This is a genomic window from Lysinibacillus parviboronicapiens (assembly GCF_003049605.2).
GTDB classification, from domain to species: domain Bacteria; phylum Bacillota; class Bacilli; order Bacillales_A; family Planococcaceae; genus Lysinibacillus; species Lysinibacillus parviboronicapiens.
Window position 1 is genome coordinate 3,184,310 of sequence record NZ_CP073713.1, and the last position, 17,997, is coordinate 3,202,306.

General features: G+C 38.5%; 17 protein-coding genes and 1 riboswitch. Of the genes, 3 read left to right on the forward strand and 14 right to left on the reverse strand.

The window, feature by feature from the left end; genetic code table 11:
• Window positions 1-74: 74 nt before the first annotated feature.
• Window positions 75-1,793, reverse strand: coding sequence for an HD-GYP domain-containing protein (locus C9J31_RS15340; RefSeq protein WP_107924642.1), 1,719 nt, complete (start codon window positions 1,791-1,793; stop codon window positions 75-77).
• Between the two features lie 801 nt (window positions 1,794-2,594).
• On the opposite strand from C9J31_RS15340, the gene C9J31_RS15345 reads away from it, so the two are divergent.
• Window positions 2,595-4,022, forward strand: a complete 1,428-nt coding sequence (locus tag C9J31_RS15345; protein WP_107950248.1) for an S-layer homology domain-containing protein — start codon at window positions 2,595-2,597, stop codon at window positions 4,020-4,022.
• 34 nt (window positions 4,023-4,056) lie between these two features.
• Here C9J31_RS15345 and recO read toward each other — a convergent pair whose 3' ends face one another.
• The 6 genes from recO to C9J31_RS15375 all read right to left on the reverse strand — a co-directional run bounded on the left by recO (window position 4,057) and on the right by C9J31_RS15375 (window position 9,559).
• A complete protein-coding gene (recO, locus tag C9J31_RS15350; RefSeq protein ID WP_107926677.1) occupies window positions 4,057-4,851 on the reverse strand; it encodes a DNA repair protein RecO in 795 nt (264 codons plus the stop codon).
• A 160-nt stretch (window positions 4,852-5,011) separates the two neighbouring features.
• The gene (gene era / locus C9J31_RS15355) at window positions 5,012-5,929 is read right to left on the reverse strand and encodes a GTPase Era (RefSeq protein WP_107926675.1); all 918 of its coding nucleotides are present in this window, start codon (window positions 5,927-5,929) and stop codon (window positions 5,012-5,014) included.
• Window positions 5,916-6,329, reverse strand: coding sequence for a cytidine deaminase (locus tag C9J31_RS15360; RefSeq protein WP_107926673.1), 414 nt, complete (start codon window positions 6,327-6,329; stop codon window positions 5,916-5,918). Before C9J31_RS15360 ends, era begins: the two co-directional genes overlap by 14 nt.
• A 276-nt stretch (window positions 6,330-6,605) precedes the next feature.
• Window positions 6,606-6,956 (reverse strand): diacylglycerol kinase family protein, encoded by a 351-nt coding sequence (locus C9J31_RS15365; protein WP_054768193.1) that lies wholly within the window; start codon window positions 6,954-6,956, stop codon window positions 6,606-6,608.
• Entirely contained in the window at window positions 6,957-7,430 is a 474-nt protein-coding gene (gene ybeY, locus C9J31_RS15370; RefSeq protein ID WP_107950250.1) for an rRNA maturation RNase YbeY, read from the reverse strand.
• An 8-nt stretch (window positions 7,431-7,438) separates the two neighbouring features.
• Window positions 7,439-9,559 (reverse strand): HD family phosphohydrolase, encoded by a 2,121-nt coding sequence (locus C9J31_RS15375; protein ID WP_107950252.1) that lies wholly within the window; start codon window positions 9,557-9,559, stop codon window positions 7,439-7,441.
• A 412-nt stretch (window positions 9,560-9,971) separates the two neighbouring features.
• Between C9J31_RS15375 and C9J31_RS15380 the strand changes: the two genes are divergently transcribed.
• Window positions 9,972-10,313, forward strand: coding sequence for a hypothetical protein (locus tag C9J31_RS15380; RefSeq protein WP_211634921.1), 342 nt, complete (start codon window positions 9,972-9,974; stop codon window positions 10,311-10,313).
• Here C9J31_RS15380 and C9J31_RS15385 read toward each other — a convergent pair.
• The 7 genes from C9J31_RS15385 to rpsU form a co-directional block, all read right to left on the reverse strand.
• Window positions 10,282-11,238: a PhoH family protein gene (locus tag C9J31_RS15385; protein WP_107950254.1), complete on the reverse strand. Its 957-nt coding sequence runs from the start codon at window positions 11,236-11,238 to the stop codon at window positions 10,282-10,284. The genes C9J31_RS15380 and C9J31_RS15385 overlap by 32 nt on opposite strands.
• Window positions 11,239-11,240: 2 nt before the next feature.
• Window positions 11,241-12,353 (reverse strand): sporulation protein YqfD, encoded by a 1,113-nt coding sequence (locus C9J31_RS15390; RefSeq protein WP_107926669.1) that lies wholly within the window; start codon window positions 12,351-12,353, stop codon window positions 11,241-11,243.
• Window positions 12,343-12,603, reverse strand: coding sequence for a hypothetical protein (locus tag C9J31_RS15395; RefSeq protein ID WP_107926667.1), 261 nt, complete (start codon window positions 12,601-12,603; stop codon window positions 12,343-12,345). Before C9J31_RS15395 ends, C9J31_RS15390 begins: the two co-directional genes overlap by 11 nt.
• A gap of 53 nt (window positions 12,604-12,656) precedes the next feature.
• Entirely contained in the window at window positions 12,657-13,160 is a 504-nt protein-coding gene (locus C9J31_RS15400) for a hypothetical protein (RefSeq protein ID WP_107950255.1), read from the reverse strand.
• A gap of 26 nt (window positions 13,161-13,186) precedes the next feature.
• On the reverse strand, window positions 13,187-14,191 hold the full coding sequence (floA, locus tag C9J31_RS15405; protein WP_054768188.1) for a flotillin-like protein FloA: 1,005 nt from the start codon (window positions 14,189-14,191) through the stop codon (window positions 13,187-13,189).
• A complete protein-coding gene (locus C9J31_RS15410; protein ID WP_107950257.1) occupies window positions 14,192-15,523 on the reverse strand; it encodes an NfeD family protein in 1,332 nt (443 codons plus the stop codon).
• A gap of 414 nt (window positions 15,524-15,937) precedes the next feature.
• A complete protein-coding gene (rpsU, locus tag C9J31_RS15415; RefSeq protein ID WP_004227078.1) occupies window positions 15,938-16,111 on the reverse strand; it encodes a 30S ribosomal protein S21 in 174 nt (57 codons plus the stop codon).
• A gap of 226 nt (window positions 16,112-16,337) precedes the next feature.
• Window positions 16,338-16,477, forward strand: a riboswitch (cyclic di-AMP (ydaO/yuaA leader).
• Window positions 16,478-16,649: 172 nt separating this feature from the next.
• On the opposite strand from rpsU, the gene C9J31_RS15420 reads away from it, so the two are divergent.
• Window positions 16,650-17,987: a TrkH family potassium uptake protein gene (locus C9J31_RS15420; RefSeq protein ID WP_107926663.1), complete on the forward strand. Its 1,338-nt coding sequence runs from the start codon at window positions 16,650-16,652 to the stop codon at window positions 17,985-17,987.
• Window positions 17,988-17,997 lie beyond the last annotated feature (10 nt).

Here is a 17,997-nt window from a genome sequence, read left to right on the forward strand (position 1 = left end):
TTCGGATACTTATCGCTGATATTCTATATGGATGGTAAAAAGCAAGGGAGTCACACCATGTGACTCCCTCTTTCTTATGCCTTTAATTTTGTAAACAAACGTTCTTGCATTTTTTCTTCAAAGGAAAATTTTTTCATACTCGTCCCTACTAAACTAACAAGCAACTCTTCAATATCTTTTAAGGAGTAATAAAGAAATGTGCCTTCTCGCATCGGACGCACTCTTTTTTCCATTGTTAACTCATCTTCAATAAAATAGGCTACATTTACCTCACAGTGCTCCATAAGCTGTGTAATCCGCTGATCATCACCTGGATTAATAAAGAATGGCACGATTTTATCAATATACAAAATACTCTGAACTAATTTAATGAAAAAATTTTCGCGAAGTGTTGTCTCCACCACTAAAACTGTCGTTTTATCATGCTGATAATCCATGTACAAAACATTTAGCTGCTCTTCTAACAATATCTTTAAAATATTTATAGAATTTCTATACTTCGTCATATCGGTTTGAATTTCCCTTGTTAATAGTCGCAAAATTCGGAAAGCAGGTAAGAAGATTTTCAAAACTATTTCTTTTGGATGCAAATGATCGATTAATTTATTAAAATGACCTCTTAATTTATCTTCATCACAACGTATAAGTTGCTCAACAAATAAGTTAAATATTTCCTCAAAACTATTTACACGATAGTCAATCATTTCAGCAATTTTTATACTATAATTCAAAGGTAAATTCATAGACGTTTGCTCATCTAGCAATTTTACTTTCGGTAGCGTCGGGAATAAATCATAGACAAGCTCTACTTGCGCCCGTCGATAATCGGAAAGTAGCACCACTGAATTCACAGGATAAATCCCTAGACACTCTACAAATTTATGCATAAACTTTTCGTTATACAAATGACGATCACGATATAAAACAGCTAACGCATCTGTCGCACCATACCCTGTATGATACACACGTTTCGATGTCATGGCGGAATACACATCTATTATTTGTAATAACTGAACACCCTCACTCATTTCATCTGCACAAAGATGATTAGGATAACCTTTCCCAGCAAAGCGTTCATGATGGTCACGTGCCAAATAGGCAATATCTTCTTCGCCATTCTCGACAAGTAACTCAAAGCCTTTTGTAGTATGCAATTTAACAATTTCAAATTCATCTTCAGATAGTTTTCGCTTTAAATTCAAGATTTCTTGGGGAATAAATAACTTTCCAATATCGTGGAATAAATAGCCTCTTGCAAGTGTTTCAATATCTGTTAAGCCTAAATGACGCGCAAAAATTGTACCTAGTACGAATACGTCAAATGAATGAACAAATGAATACTCATCCCATTCCCTTAATCGCATCAGTAAGTCATAGCGATGCTTTTCTGCCAGAATCTGTTCAAAAATATTTCTCACATAGGAAGTATCCTGTATACTTTTTAAAATTTGGCCATAACGCAATTCATGAACAACATTTTCTAAAGTTGTCATAAAAAGATTGTTTACCGCTTCTTTATATTCATCAATCTCTTCCTTTTTCTCTATGAGTGGTGCAAATACATCCTCGTACTCCCTTGTACGCTGTGCACCTAAATCATGGACAATTCGTACTGAATCTGAAGGCAAATAAACTGATAATTCTTCTACTTTTCTAAGCTTGAGTAATGCAATAATCCGCTCTGTTAACACTAAATCTCTTTTAGCTAATAGGCGGTACTCGGAAAAAATATCTTCTGCTAAAATATCATCCGCTTTCACTTCATCAATACTTAATGTCACTTTTCTTAGCACATTTTTTGCCACATACGCAATGTTCCAGCATTATGTGACCTCCCTCCCTTTTCCATTGGACTGCGTTGTTCTAATAAACGTAGTTTTCATACGTTTTGCTGATAGAGGCATGTTTTACATTTTTTATATGCATGTCAGATATATTATAAATAATGAAACTAATTTTCAACTGGTACAATACGTATAAATTATACAAGAATAGCATAAATATAATTATCTATATTCCTTACAATATCATAGGTTAAAATACCTTTTCAACTAGTATATGGGACTGAAATGATTAGTTAATACTATGCTTATATTAAAAACCCTTTTCATAATCATTTCTTTTGGCTTATAAATTTCCATTTTACTCAGATTTATTTTCTGAAAATATTATACATATATACCTATCAATCAAGAAAAAAAGATATTATTATTATTAAAAAACATTTTTTTGTTATAAATAAATTTCTAAGAAATATGATTTTTTTCCTTTATCGTTACCGTATAAGCGTTTATTTCTATTTTTCAAACAAATACTTTTGCTTTCGGTAAATTGTCTAGTACTGTATATTTTTTCAGTTTTTATTCAACTTCACTCTTACTTTATGTTGAGAGGATAAAATTCCCTCTATTCTCACCTTCAACATTTTGATATAAATAAAGTATTATAGTTAATGTTGAATGTTGAAAAACAATAATTTAACATTTTTAAGGTATACCGCCGTACTTTTTCAGGCGTCCGGAAGTTTGAATTTGTTAACGGTTCACTATCGCAGACAGTACTATAATGTACATCTATTTTTTGGAGGAAATTAAGTGAATACACATCGTTTTTATCAAATGGCTTTAGCTGCAACTTTAGCGACTAGCGCTATTGTCATTACTACCCCAGCACAAGCTGCTACATCATTCCCCGATATCAATGCATCTACAGAGGAAGGCAAAGCTATTCTTAACCTAGCACAACGAGGTATCATTTCTGGCTACCCAGATGGCACATTCAAACCAGCAAATTCGATTACTCGTACACAAGCAGCGAAAATTTTAGCTGGAATTCTACATCTTGATACTAACAATGTCACAAATCCACAATTTAAGGATATTCAACCAGGCGATGAGAACTATGGAGCGATTGCAGCATTAGCAAACGCAGGCATCATCAGTGGCTCCAATGGTTACTTCTACCCAACTAAAAATATTACACGTGGTCAAATGTCAAAAATGATAGTAAAAGGTTTTAAATTACCAATCGCTGACACTACTGATATTCCTTTTACTGATGTGGAAGCAGGAAGTGAATACGAACCTTATATTCAAACGCTATTTGCCAATCACATCACAAAAGGAACTACACCTACTACATTCGGACCGCAAAACAATGTAAAACGCTCACAATTAGCTACTTTTGTTGTTCGTGCTGAAAACACTCTAAACAACGCTACTATTTATGCTAGTACTTATAACCAAGATTATATCTTTGCCTCTTACGGTGGCATTGAGCCGGCAGAGGATATATTCGCTTGGGACGAAGAACAAGATATGTCAGAGTCTATAACGATTAAGCCTTTAAAAGAAGGGACTGGTAAATTAGTTATTACTGGTTTTACTGAGGATAATGAGGAGTTTACGGATGTCTTTTTCTTAGTTCATGTTAAAAATGTAAATGGAAAATTACAAACAACTTTGCAAGAAGTTCAAGAAACAGACCACATTGAAAATCTTCCTCTAGATCTAGCGGAAAGTGATTTAAAATTCGTACCAACGGAAGTAACTATACAAACTGCTGATGGTCAAGCCCTATCCCCTGAGTTATATGCTTTAGACACAAAAAATAATGCAACAACACTGTCCATCTTTAAAAACGGACAATATCTTTTAACATTTACTAATGATACACAACAACAAACAATGGCTGCTGATGTGTATACGTATGATTTTGTTCGTAGCATCGATCTTTATGAGCTTTCAAATGATCTTACATTTACAAGCGAAGATTTATCGTTTGAGCCAGTGAATGTTGTATTAGAGGATTTAAACAATGGTTATGATTCTGCATACAAGATTCCAGTGAAGGCAACAATTGAGGGCAGTACACTAAAAGTTACTCCTCTAGCGGAAGGGACAGCTATTTTACATATAACTGGTAAAAATGGTGAAACGACTTATCTGTTTATTGAATTCCTAAAAATCGCTGGTAAATGGGCTGCTTATCATGATGTTACCACTGACGAAGATGAATTTTAAGAAATTGTAGGTGATAAAAAATGCCAGAGGAATGTTAATCTTCCTCTGGCATTTCTGTATTTGTACTTGTTAATCTCGGTTGTAACTCAGGTGTTCTCTCCAGTTGCTCGATAAATTTCTTTGTCTTAAAGCGAATTCCTGTTTGTTCCTCATAAATAGTTGTAATAATTTTTTTGATAAAATATTTTGTTTCCTTCTTCAATTCTAGTTTACCAATTTGATCAATTGGTACAGCATAAAACATTCGTATAAGCTTTAGTTGTGTAGGTGTTAAACGGATAATATATGGATCATGCCGATAACAGCGATGACATAAAAAGCCACCTTGCGCAAAGGAAAAGGCGAATTCACCGTCTACTGCACCACATGTGGCACAGGCATGTAAAATTGGCTGCACACCAGTATAAGGTAGCATTTTCCACTCTACAAACAGCGTAATTGCTTCTGGATCATAGCCGTCCTCAATCGCCTGTAATGCCTGTAACAGCACTTCAAACGCAAACGGCTCTGGCTTCCCTTCTTCCACCACACGCTCTACCAGTTCCATGATATAGCTGGCATAGGCAGTTGCCATAATATCCTCACGAATATGACGCATGGAATTCAGATGTTCGCCTTGTTGTAATGTCCCCATGCCCGTATGATGTTGTACCATAAACATGCCGTATGTGAATGGCTGCGTCACCGCAGCTAACCTACTCGAAGGCTTCTTTGCGCCCCGTGCCATAGTTGCAACCTTTCCAGCTTCACGCGTCAGTAGCGTGACAATTTTGTTGGACTCACCATATGCTCGTGCCTTTAGAACAATCCCTTCCCATTTATATAGCAAGTCAGTCTCCCCCTTCCCCTGAAGCATTCACAAGAAAATAGAGCTCCCCAAATCAGTATTTGGACAGCCCCTTCTCGCACTATATAATCATTACGTCTAAAATCAGTATTATTTTGGAGCGACTACAGTAGTGAGAATACACTACAAACTAAAATAATTGTTAATATTCGTCATCACGGAAACCAAAATCACGGAGATGTGTTGCTTTATTACGCCAATCCTTCTGCACCTTAACCCATAGTTCTAGATATACTTTTGATCCAAGAAGCATTTCGATATCTTTTCGTGCACGTATCCCAACTTCTTTTAATAATGCTCCTCGTTTACCGATGACAATTCCTTTTTGCGAATCACGTTCAACGATAATTGTCGCTGCCACATGGATTTTGTCTTCATTTTCTTCATCACGACGGATTTTTTCGATGACCACGGCAATAGAATGCGGTATTTCTTCACGAGTTAAATGTAACACCTTTTCTCGAATAAGCTCTGAAATAATGAATCGCTCTGGGTGGTCTGTTACTTGGTCAGCTGGATAATACTGTGGACCTTCTGGCAAATATTTCGTTAATGTAGCCAATAGATTTTCAACATTATTTCCTTGCAGTGCTGAAATAGGCACTATTTCTGCAAAGTCATAGCGTTCCTTATAGCTCTCGATTATTCCCATCAATTCATCTGGGTGCACCTGATCAATCTTATTGATAACTAAGAATACCGGGGTAGGGTTACCTGCTAGCAATTCTAAGATGAACTCGTCTCCCTTTCCAAGCTTCTGCTCTGCGTTAACCATGAACATAATTACATCCACTTCACGCAAGGTGTTTTTAGAGACCTTTAACATGAAGTCGCCTAACTTATGCTTTGGCTTATGAATCCCAGGCGTATCGATAAAAATCATCTGGCTTTCATCTGATGTCAGTACACCTTGTACTTTGTTTCGTGTTGTTTGTGGCTTATCACTCATAATGGCAATTTTTTGACCTATTACTCGGTTTAAAAATGTTGACTTCCCTACATTTGGTCGACCAATAATTGAGATAAAGCCTGACTTAAAGCCAGTGTTATTTTCCAGCATTCTCTAAATCCTCCGTTGTGAATGCGAACGGTAGTAATTCGCCCACCGACGTTACCGTGACATCACCTTTTAAATTTGTTAAATAGACAGGCATAGTTGGCCCGCAAAACTCCATCATCACTTGACGGCATGCTCCACACGGCGCACATGGGCCATCCGTATCAGCAACAATTGCGATTGCTTCAAAATCATATATGCCCTCTGATACTGCTTTAAAAAATGCTGTACGCTCTGCACAATTGGTCATACTATAACCTGCATTTTCAATATTACAGCCGTGAATGACATCGCCATTTTTCGTTAAAAGAGCTGCGCCCACTTTAAATTTTGAATATGGAACATACGCCTTTTCACGCGCCAATTTTGACTCCTCTAATAATGCATGCATATCAATTGTCATCTACGCTAATTCTCCTCTACATATAAATCAATTTTGCCTCGACATACTAGTAACTGACACCGCGCTTCCAATAAAGCAATAAAGTGCAGATTGACACTAGTATGTGGCTTGTTTGTTAAACGCGTTGTATGCATCTCCATACTTTATCGCTAACATCTAATCAGACCTTCTCAACATTCATGCCCATTGTCGAAGCTTTTTTCCACTTGATGTGGGTCACACAGGCGAAGCGCCGTCCTGTCGCTTCGCCTGTGTTTCTTTCAATACGGAATGAAGTTAAAACCATTTCGGTATAAAGATTAGTAATCCGATTATAGCACTGAATATAGCAAATACAAGCACTGCACCTGCTGCTAAATCCTTTGCTTGCTTAGCAAGAGGATGAATAGCTGGTGACGCCAAATCCACCACTCGTTCAATGGCAGTATTTATCATTTCAAGAGCAAACATCAGTGCTATTAATAATAACACAATGAACCATTCTACACGTGATAAACCAGTAAAATAGCCAACAATCAAGACAATTCCCGCACTCAGCACATGCGATTGGAAATTTTGCTCCTCGCATGCTGTTAGGATGCCTTGAAAGGCATAGACGAACGAGCGAATATATTTACGCCCATCCATTTAGTCACGTCCTAAGCCGTAAGACTGTAAAATCTCATCTTGCTTCCCGAACATCACTTTTTCATCTTCAGGTACCATATGATCATAACCAAGTAGATGCAAGAAGCCATGCACCGCTAAAAAGCCTAATTCGCGTTCGAACGTATGACCGTATTCTTCAGCCTGCTCTTTCGTACGATCCGTTGAAATAATGATATCCCCTAAAATTCGCGGCATCCCTTCAAACGTTACTTCCATTTCGCTCTCTCCTAATTCTTCTAATGCAAACGAAATTACATCTGTCGCTTGGTCCTTATCACGGTATTCTCGATTTATTTCACGTATAGCTTCATTTGTCACAAATGTAACCGACACTTCTGTTTCCGGTTCAATGTTTTCAGTTTTTGCTGCATGCTGTAAAAGCTTTTCCACCAGCTCCATATGTTCTGCAGTTACTTCGTTTGTTTCATCTGTAAAATCAATTGTTAAAATCATAGATCCTCCTACTTATCTGCCTTTGGGTATTCGATTCGTGAGTGGAAAATTCCATTCAATGTTTCACAAAGTACTCGCTCTATACATTTTAACTCTTTTATTGAAATATCGCATTCATCAAACTGATTGTCCTGTACACGATCATCAATAATTGCCTTCACAAGCTTGTGAATTTTTTCTGCATTCGGTTCCTTCATTGAACGAACAGCCGCTTCAACACTATCAGCAACACTAATAACTGCCGCTTCCTTTGTTTGTGGCTTCGGACCTGGGTAGCGGAACTTTGCTTCATCAATTACTTTGCCCTCTTCCTTCGCTTTATATAGGAAGAACTTTAACAAACTCGTCCCATGATGTTGCAAGGCAATATCAATAATTTCTTGTGGCATTTTGTAGCGTTTTAACATCTCTGCGCCATCCGTCGTATGTGCAATAATAATTTCAGCACTTGTTTCTGACGGCATCGAATCATGTGGGTTAATACCAGACATTTGATTTTCGATGAAAAAAGCAGGTCTTTTCGTTTTCCCGATATCATGATAATAACAGCCAACACGCGCAAGTAAGCCATCCGCACCTATTTCTTCACAGGCAGCCTCGGCTAAGTTTGCAACCATTACACTATGATGATATGTTCCTGGCGTTTCCATGAGTAACTTTTTCAGTAACGGATGATTGGGATTGGACAGTTCAATCAAACGCAATGTCGATAATAAGCTAAAGGCTGATTCAAAGAATGGTAATAAGCCCATTGTGAGCGCACCTGAAAGTAGGGCAGATAATATTCCGGCAATAAAGTAAAACATTAGCTCAGAAAGACCATAGGACGACTGTGTCATGAGTAAATAAAATGCAATAAAAGCCATATTTACAAGTGAAATGACGCCGACTGCTTGTAAAATATGCGAGCGTTTTTCAACACTACGCATAAAGAATAGGCTCGCAAAGCCACCAAAGATAATATACAGTGTGATTTCCATTTGCATCACTGATGAATAGCCTTCTTGGAAAACAACCCCTGCTGAAGCGGCTGTCATAACTGTGATTAGTACCGCAGCCCGATCGTCTGCCAGCAAACGTACAAGCATTGTCGCTAATGCCGTCGGGAATAAAAATGCGACGGTCACATCAAAACCATCCGCGACTAAGCTAATGAACTTCATTAAGAGAATAGATAAACTATAGACAATCACGGTAACAAGTAGTGCATTGCGCTTTTTTTGCTCATCTGTTTCCCAGCGTTCAAATAAAATATACATGAATATCAACTGCAGGAACGTTAATATTATCAGCCCTGCAATAGGTTTCATAGAAGCTTTATTGCTTACCATCCCAAGAAGTTCCAGTTGCCGGTAAGCCTCCGTATCGATTATTTGGCCTTCCTGAACAATTATTTGTCCTTGTAAAATACGGGTAGGTTCAATTGATTCTTTCGCTTGCTCGATTCTAACTTTTGTTTGCTCTTCGTTTATCGTTTCATTTTCAATAATACTTGCACGCCCGATTAGAACGACAGCACTTAATATTTTATCGGGATAACCACGCTGCCCACGAATTTTTGTTTCCACATCATTTTGAGCAGCTAGCACATTTTCCGTACGTATTGATTTTTGTAAAAAGTCCTGCACAAGCTTTGATAGCATTGTACTCGTTCTCTTTAAATCTGTATCACTTTGCACTAGTAAACTTTCTAGCTGTGCATCTGTAAAGGATACAGACATTTGGTCAACATCAATGGATTCTACTTTTTTTCGGAGCTGCGCCACCTGGTCAACAATAGCAACAGGTTTTTCACTGCTGTCAACATCCTTCTTGACTTCAAGGACATAGTCAAATAAAGACGTCACAATAGCGGCGCGTTGTTTCGCGACGTCCTCTGAAAACTGATAGACGGGCGTTACTGCGTCTGCTGCTTTTTCTCGCTCTTGTTGTGTCTTAACTGTATCTTCGATTGTTTTAGTAGATCGAACAGTTTCTGGTGCAAGCTGTAAGGGTTTAAAATCATATGTAACACCTTTAACATTGCCATACATAAATGCAAACTGTAGGGCTCCTGTTAAGATGAGAACAGTAATCAAAAAATAGCGAAAACCAATAAGCTCGGTAATTTTTCGAAGTTGTTTCTCCATCTGGCACCTCCTCTATCTATCTTCTATCATACCAATTCAAAAAACATTTTTCTCGAAAAATGTATAAGAAAGCAAAAAACAGCTATACAAATTTGCATAGCTGTCACAATTTTTCCCAAAATATAACTATATTCTCATTGAAACATGTGTCTACTGTCACGATTTGTCACTTTACTGTGGGTACTAATCCTTTGTTGTAGTCAGGTTCACCCTTTGCACAAATTGCGCTGTACCTGCCGCCTTCGCTTGCGGTACTTAAAACCAACTGTTGCTACCGGCTTCACCTTTCGCGCAGACTTCGTTGTACTCATATCGGGGCAGACTTTAGAATTGCGCTTGTGCGCTTTATTACCTTGTTGCCCCTGCCGTTTCGTTTTTCTTCACTTTCGGGGCAGACTTTAGAATTGCGCTTGTGCGCTTTATTACCTTGTTGCCCCTGCCGTTTCGTTTTTCTTCACTTTCGGGGCAGACTTTAGAATTGCGCTTGTGCGCGCTTTATTACCTTGTTGCCCCTGCCGTTTCGTTTTTCTTCACTTTCGGGGCAGACTTTAGAATTGCGCTTGTGCGCTTTATTACCTTGTTGCCCCTGCCGTTTCGTTTTTCTTCACTTTCGGGGCAGACTTTAGAATTGCGCTTGTGCGCGCTTTATTACCTTGTTGCCCCTGCCGTTTCGTTTTTCTTCACTTTCGGGGCAGACTTTAGAATTGCGCTTGTGCGCAATTCTAAAGTTGCTGTTCTTCGTAGGCTTGAATGATTTTTGCTACTACTGGGTGGCGAACAACATCGCCTTGTTCTAAAATTTGGAAGTGGATTGATTTGACATACTTTAACGTACGTTCTGCCACAATCAAACCAGAGTCAGTATTTTTCGGTAAGTCGATTTGCGTTTTATCACCTGTGATAACCATTTTTGAGCCGAAGCCTAAACGTGTTAAAAACATTTTCATTTGCGGATGCGTTGTATTTTGCGCTTCATCTAAAATAACAAAGGCGTCATCCAATGTACGTCCACGCATATAGGCTAACGGTGCAATTTCAATGGTGCCCCGCTCAATAAGACGTTGCGTTTGCTCCGAGCCATAAATGTCATTTAACGCATCATACAGAGGGCGTAAATAGGGATCTACCTTTTCTTTTAAGTCCCCTGGAAGAAAGCCCAGAGACTCTCCTGCTTCTACAGCAGGACGCGTTAAAATAATACGCTTTACATGTCCATTTTTTAATGCTTGTGTAGCCATTACCACCGCTAGGTACGTTTTACCTGTACCTGCTGGCCCAATACCGAAAACAACGTCTTTGTGACGAATCGCTTGTATGTATTCTCGCTGACCAATTGTTTTCGCACGAATTGGTTTGCCCTTCGTCGTGCGCGCAATTTCTTCATCGTAGAGTTCTGCAAAATATTCAATTGTACCTTTTTGTGTCATTTCGATTGCTGTCGCTACATCACGCTGATCAATGTTAATGCTTTTACGAATGACTTTTAAGAGTGCCTGTAAAAGAAAAGTCGCTTGTTCCTTTGCGTCTTCTTCACCAGCAAGTTGAATTTGTTCACCACGAGTAATTATATGGACATGTAGTGCCTCTTCAATTAATTTCATATTAGCATCGGAAATACCGAGTAGCATCACCGCTTCGTTTGGATTATCCACTTGTAATACAGTTAAATGTTCAGACATAATCATTCTCCTTGTGGGCCATGTATTGGACTTGCAATGTTTTCATTGACTAAAAATAGAACTTTCCCTTCAACTGTACCATTCCCCCACTTCGCCTGTAAAAGGTTTTCTTTTTTGATAACCGTTTTAGCGGGTAGTGATCGTAACATTTTTTCATGGAGTAATGGAATAAGGAGTGAATCTACTTTCGATTCATCCAGTACTACTTCCATCTTTTTGGTTTGTTGCTCCTCAACAATTGAAACGTATGGATCCAACCAATTTGGTAATTCTTTTTTTTGAACATAGTCAACTTCTTCGCTATGAATGCCCTTTACTAATACACGCCACTGTTTCTGTTGTAGCGTTTCCATCGTTAGCTTAGTCGGAATTTTAAATGTACATTCAAGCCAATAATCTGCAAAAACCTCTCCTTTTGCACCGACAAAGACGTGATCATCCCCACTTTCAATAACTCCACTTACAAGGACATCGCCGTCATAGGCTGTATCATTTACCGAAATTTTTCGTTCGCCGTTTTGAATATTAAAGTGTGTTATAACGCCACTTTTCGTAGCCACCAAGTGTGTTGCTAATTTTTCATTCGTCTGCTCGGCTTGCTTAGGAGATTCTTGTGGCCGTAGAATTACACGACCGCCATGTTTTTCAATATGCACCCATGCTAGCTCTCGATGCTTTTCTAACAGCTCTTGCCGGATGATTGCATCTGTTGGTAGTCCTTTTTTAGACATAGGTGTTTCCATTTTGAAAGTCTCTTTGAATGTTTTTTCTACCTGCTGTTGTAATTCAGGAGAAGCTGCCTCAATATCAACGCGCCAGACTACCTGCGCACAGAATAGTGGTATTAATATCATTATAAATAAGCCGAGCAATGTCCAAAGCTGCGCTCGAAATACATGAAGTTCATCTGCATAATGTACAGTCATTTTTAGTCGGTAACGGCTACGACTGCGACGAATCTTAGATAGATAACGCATATTTGTTTCAAATATGACTTCTTGTTCCCGAAAGACTACACGTTTTAACGGGACATGTTGTGCATGCAATGTTTGAATAAAAGGATGAACATTTTCATGACGCTTTATACGTATGATGATTGGCCGATTATTCCACATTGTCGCTCACACCCATATCTTTTGTCATTTTTACATGTAGCTCTTGTAAATCATCAATTGAAAGATGAAGCATTTCTTCTTTAATAGCGTTTATATCCACGGATTTTCCGCGCACAGTAATATGATAATCTGCATAGATGAACGCACATGATGTAGCATCTGCATGTAAAAAACGATATGGGCCGATGATTTTTAATGTTTCAAACTGTGATAATTCAAGTAGTGGCGTTAATTGAAATAATTTTTTCATAAAAATGCCTCCTTCTTCGGCAATATATGCGCCAAAAAAGGAGGACATGCTAGTTATTTTCTTTTTGCTTTCGGTGGGCCTAAAACTTCTGCCATCACCACAGCCTGCATTAATGCTTTTTTAGAATTTGGTAACAGAAAATCCTTATTTGTCGTCGCTACATGTACACCTGTAGTTTTACCAGCAGCCAATCGCCCTAGACTTGGACGATCACTTGTGCGACTTAATGGCTCAGTCGGAATCAGTGGTGGCGCCACATAGCTTGGCATTTGCTCCATCACTTTTTCTTCTATTCGTTTAACACGTGTCTCACGGGCTTCCACTTTAGGTTTTTCCGCATTCCTATTCCCTAAAAACTCACGTGCGAAATCTTCAAAGTTTTGTGTTTTGACAGTTGGACGTTGTGGTTTTGGCTCATCTGTCTCTATAATGACATGAGGTTGCGGCTGCTCTTCCTTATTAAAGGGCGGCATTTGTTTTTGTTCTTTGTTGTTTTTTGATTTACCGAAAAGAGAGCTGACTATGGCAATGATCGCAAATATTATTAATTGTTCCATTTGTTAGTACTGCTCCTTTCCGTATTTTATGCGTTTGGTTCATTTGTCTCTGATTTATCCGAGCTCACCTTGGAAATGGAGTCACGCATAGCCGTATCAGCTTGTATATTACGGTAGTTCATGTAATCCATAATACCAAGATTACCAGAGCGTAGAGCTTCCGCCATCGCTTGTGGCACCTCAGCCTCTGCTTCTACTACTTTCGCCTTCATCTCTTGAACGCGAGCAATCATCTCTTGTTCGTTTGCCACGGCCATTGCACGACGTTCCTCAGCCTTCGCTTGGGCAATGTTTTTATCTGCTTGTGCTTGCTCGATTTGTAATTCAGCACCGATATTTTTACCGATATCAACATCCGCAATATCAATCGACAAGATTTCAAACGCTGTTCCAGAGTCTAAACCTTTTGAAAGTACAGTTTGTGAAATCATATCTGGATTTTCTAATACTTCTGTATGATGTGTAGCAGAACCAATTGTCGATACAATCCCTTCACCAACACGGGCAACAATTGTTTCCTCACCAGCACCACCGACTAAACGTTCGATATTGGCACGCACTGTAATACGTGCTTTTGCTTTAACTTCGATACCGTTCATCGCCACACCTGAAATAAATGGCGTTTCAATAACTTTCGGGTTAACCGACATTTGTACCGCTTCTAATACATCACGACCTGCTAAATCAATGGCTGCACAGCGCTCAAAAGATAACTCAATATTTGCTCGATGCGCTGCAATTAACGCATTGACAACACGGTCAACATTACCGCCTGCTAAATAGTGACTTTCTAGTTGATTAATCGTAACAGGTAAGCCTGCTTTATGTGCTTTAATTAACGGATTAACAATTCGTGACGGAATTACACGACGTAAACGCATCCCGATTAATGTGAAAATACTAACACGGACACCTGCTGCTAAAGCAGAAATCCATAGTGCCACTGGTACAAAGGTAAAGAATACCGCTAGTACAATGAATAGTAAAACTAGCCCGACCACTGGCCCAATTAGAGCTAAATCAAATCCCATTTATAATTCCTCCATCTCTTTGTTTGTTGGTCTCACGACAACACGTGAGCCTTCTACTTTAATGATTTCTACATACTTACTTGCATCAACGTAGCCACCTTCTGATACTACATCAATACGTTCACTGCCAAATTGCATCGTACCTGAAGGACGGAGTGGTGTCATCGTTTTCCCCACCTTCCCAAGCAACTCAATGCGATTAACATTGGACACATAACCTTCTTCCGTTGTTGTCGCATCCATCAGGACAAGCTTGTTTAAAACATGCATTTTTTTTCCGAAAAATTTCATCAGGATCACCATTCCTATTATTGCTACTACGAGTGCAATGAAAATTGCCACAACCATTTGCATCATGTTTGCACCAGCCAGTAACAAACTAAGTAATATAAGCACACCACCTAAAATACCAACAATGCCTCCGGGGACAAAAAACTCCGCAATGACAAGTGCTAATCCAGCAATAAACAACAGTAATGTTTCATAGCCCGCAAAACCTGCCACCATATGACCGAAGAAAAATAACCCTAGAGACGATAATCCCATTATACCCGGAACACCGAAACCTGGCGAATACAGCTCCATGACAAGTCCTAAACTTGCAATCGATAGTAAAATTGGTACTATGATTGGATTTGTAATAAAACGAGCAATTTTTTCTGCAAAAGTCGGTTCAATTGATACAATGTCACTACCCTTTAAATTAGTATCGGCTAGTAGTTCTTGAAAATTCGATACAGTACCTTCGGAATAGCCTACTTCCCGCGCCTCAGATGCCGATAATGTTAATAAATTTTTGCCGCCTGCTCGGAATTCCGGTAAATCAATAGATGAATCCGCCATTGCTAGGGCATATTTAGGATTACGATTAGACGTTTCTGCTGCCGCTTGCATTTGTGCTAGCCATGCACTATGAGCCTTATAATCTGCCGCATTTCCTGCTGAGTCAATGACCGCCGCTGCTCCAATTGTTCCATTTGGCACCATATAGATTTCATCTGCATGCAAGGCTAAAAAAGCACCTGCTGAATGCGCATCTTTATTAATGTAAGCAATCGTGCGAATCGATGTGGCATCCATAAGCATGGCGATGTCACTTGCTGCATTGACGAATCCACCAGGCGTATGTATGTCTAGTATAATTGCTTCCGCATAATTATCCTCTGCCTCTTTAAATGCTCGTTCTAAAAATGCGTGAAGTCCTCGTTCGACTTCATCATGAATAGGCACATGGTATACCTTGCTACTCGCAAAAGCAGATGTCAATGGAAACGCTAACAAAAAAGTCATCCATATGACCATCAAATAGCTAAGGATCCTCCTTTTTCGCATCTTTTTCCCTCCCTTCTAACATGCTTCTCTTCTTATATACGAATGACCTTGTAAAAAGTTTCACAATTCCTTTCATTTTATTATACAGTGAAACTTTACTCTGTGGGGTGTTTTCCAATTCCTTTCGATATCCAAAATACTTCCGCAATGAACCATAAGCGCTACGGCGATTCATTACCTTTTAAAGGTTTTTCATTCAAAGTCTTAGCAAACGCTCGAATATGATACATAAAAAGCCGAATGAAATCAAAGATGACTTCATTCGGCTTCAGCAATATGTACCGCAAAATAGAGCAACATGTAAAATACCTGAAATTAACCATAAGTATGATTAATTTCAGGTATATCATTGTCTGCTCAGTGAACCATAAAATTGCGTGTTATGAACGTAGGGATTTTTAATGGGAAATTAAATTACCACTTACGTTTACGTGCAGCTTCTGATTTCTTTTTACGTTTTACGCTAGGTTTTTCGTAGAACTCGCGCTTTCTAACTTCTTGAATTGTACCACTTTTTGATACAGTACGTTTGAAGCGGCGAAGAGCATCTTCAAGCGATTCGTTTTTGCGAACGACAGTTTTTGACATCTCTCTTTCCCTCCCTCCGAACACACGTCAATACACAAATAGGCAAATAACCAACTGTTGTGTACTAAAGAATTATATCGTATTGTCTAATAATGGTCAATAGAAAGAATTCGAATTATTTTCGAGAATTTATAGTTAGCATTTGGACAACAATAAATACATATGCTTTACCTAAAAATAAGGGGTTTACAAAAAATAGAAAATGGGCGTAGAATAATCTCATTCAATTTCATATCTGCCTAATCTCAGTATTGGGAACGGAGGAACCAATTTTTTGGGGTTAATTCTGCAAATTGTAGAAGGGATGAGAAACTCTTTCGCCATCCTACCCGTCAGCTAACTTCGTCGGCTAAAGCGAAGGAGGTCATGAAGACCACCAGTATTTAGATTGCTTATTTGTGACGCCTAAATTATCCAGCACTCTAACATACATAGACAATGGTCTTTTTCTTATGCCTATAAACAAATAAATAATATTAAGTTTACAGATTATAGAGTGGATATCTGTGTTTTACTGTCCATTCATGAGGAGATCATCATGAAAAAAATTAAAGATTTTCTTAATCCGCCGAAAGTTCTTGTGCTAGGCTTTGCAACGATTATTATTATCGGGGCACTCTTACTAATGCTTCCTATAGCTACTGAAGACGGAAAAGGTCTGTCATTTTTAAATGCTTTGTTCACAGCTACCTCTGCAACATGTGTAACGGGTCTAATCGTTGTAGACACCGGTGACACTTTTTCTACGTTTGGTGAGTTAGTTATTTTAGCCCTTATTCAAATAGGTGGCTTAGGGTTTATGACATTTGCAACATTTTTATTTTTACTATTAGGAAAAAAGATTTCATTAAAAGAAAGACTACTGTTAAAAGAGGCGTTTAATAACATCTCAATAGCTGGACTTGTAAAATTGGTTAAGAGAATAATTATTTTCACTGTTGTTATTGAAGTAATGGGTGGGATTATTTTATCCATTCGCTTTTCATTTGATATGGAATTAGCTACAGCTATTTATTTCGGCTTCTTCCACTCAATATCCAACTTTAATAATGCTGGCTTTGATTTAATGGGAGGTTTTCAAGGTCTGACTGCTTATGTTGATGACCCGTTTGTCGTTTTGACTATTTGTGCCCTTATTACCATTGGTGGGTTAGGCTTTATCGTTATGAATGAATTGTATGAATATCGCGATACGCGACGTTTATCAGTGCATTCGAAGATTGTTTTGTTTACGACGACTGTTTTAACCGTAGGAGCTACACTGTTAATCTTCTTGTTCGAATACGATAATAACAAGACAATTGGTCCTTTATCTGAATGGGGGAAAATATTAGGTTCGTTTTACCAGGCAGTTACGCCAAGAACGGCTGGATCAAATACTCTTTCTATCGGTGATTTAACTCATTCCACGTTATTTTTAATAATTTTGCTCATGTTTATCGGAGGAGGTTCTGGTTCTACGGCAGGGGGAATTAAAATTACAACCTTTGCTGTTTTAGTTGCCACGCTCTGGTCACAAATTAGAGGAAAAGAAGATGTGGTCTTATTTAGACGTAGAATTGTAGTTGAAACGATTCTAAAAGCACTGACTGTAACCATGTGTGGGATGATGATTGTTGTACTTGTCACCATAATACTCAGTATTACAGAACAAGGTCACAACTTTATCCTGTATTTATTTGAAGCAACTTCAGCATTCGGTACAGTTGGACTTTCTATGGGGTTAACTCCTGAACTAACTCCATTTGGTCGAATACTCATCATATTTACCATGTTTGCAGGTAGATTAGGGCCATTAACCATTGCTTTCGCTATTACAAAACGGAGAAAATCACAAGCTTATCGACATCCAAAAGGAAATATCATGATTGGTTAATTACATGCAA

Bases quoted from the DNA above. Each gene is read 5' to 3' on its own strand.
- era (WP_107926675.1), bottom strand. From the start codon at position 5,929: ATGCTGGAAAATAACACTGGCTTTAAGTCAGGCTTTATCTCAATTATT.
- C9J31_RS15360 (WP_107926673.1), bottom strand. From the start codon at position 6,329: ATGACAATTGATATGCATGCATTATTAGAGGAGTCAAAATTGGCGCGT.
- C9J31_RS15365 (WP_054768193.1), bottom strand. From the start codon at position 6,956: ATGGATGGGCGTAAATATATTCGCTCGTTCGTCTATGCCTTTCAAGGC.
- ybeY (WP_107950250.1), bottom strand. From the start codon at position 7,430: ATGATTTTAACAATTGATTTTACAGATGAAACAAACGAAGTAACTGCA.
- C9J31_RS15375 (WP_107950252.1), bottom strand. From the start codon at position 9,559: ATGGAGAAACAACTTCGAAAAATTACCGAGCTTATTGGTTTTCGCTAT.
- C9J31_RS15385 (WP_107950254.1), bottom strand. From the start codon at position 11,238: ATGTCTGAACATTTAACTGTATTACAAGTGGATAATCCAAACGAAGCG.
- C9J31_RS15390 (WP_107926669.1), bottom strand. From the start codon at position 12,353: ATGTGGAATAATCGGCCAATCATCATACGTATAAAGCGTCATGAAAAT.
- C9J31_RS15395 (WP_107926667.1), bottom strand. From the start codon at position 12,603: ATGAAAAAATTATTTCAATTAACGCCACTACTTGAATTATCACAGTTT.
- C9J31_RS15400 (WP_107950255.1), bottom strand. From the start codon at position 13,160: ATGGAACAATTAATAATATTTGCGATCATTGCCATAGTCAGCTCTCTT.
- floA (WP_054768188.1), bottom strand. From the start codon at position 14,191: ATGGGATTTGATTTAGCTCTAATTGGGCCAGTGGTCGGGCTAGTTTTA.
- C9J31_RS15410 (WP_107950257.1), bottom strand. From the start codon at position 15,523: ATGCGAAAAAGGAGGATCCTTAGCTATTTGATGGTCATATGGATGACT.
- rpsU (WP_004227078.1), bottom strand. From the start codon at position 16,111: ATGTCAAAAACTGTCGTTCGCAAAAACGAATCGCTTGAAGATGCTCTT.
- C9J31_RS15420 (WP_107926663.1), top strand. From the start codon at position 16,650: ATGAAAAAAATTAAAGATTTTCTTAATCCGCCGAAAGTTCTTGTGCTA.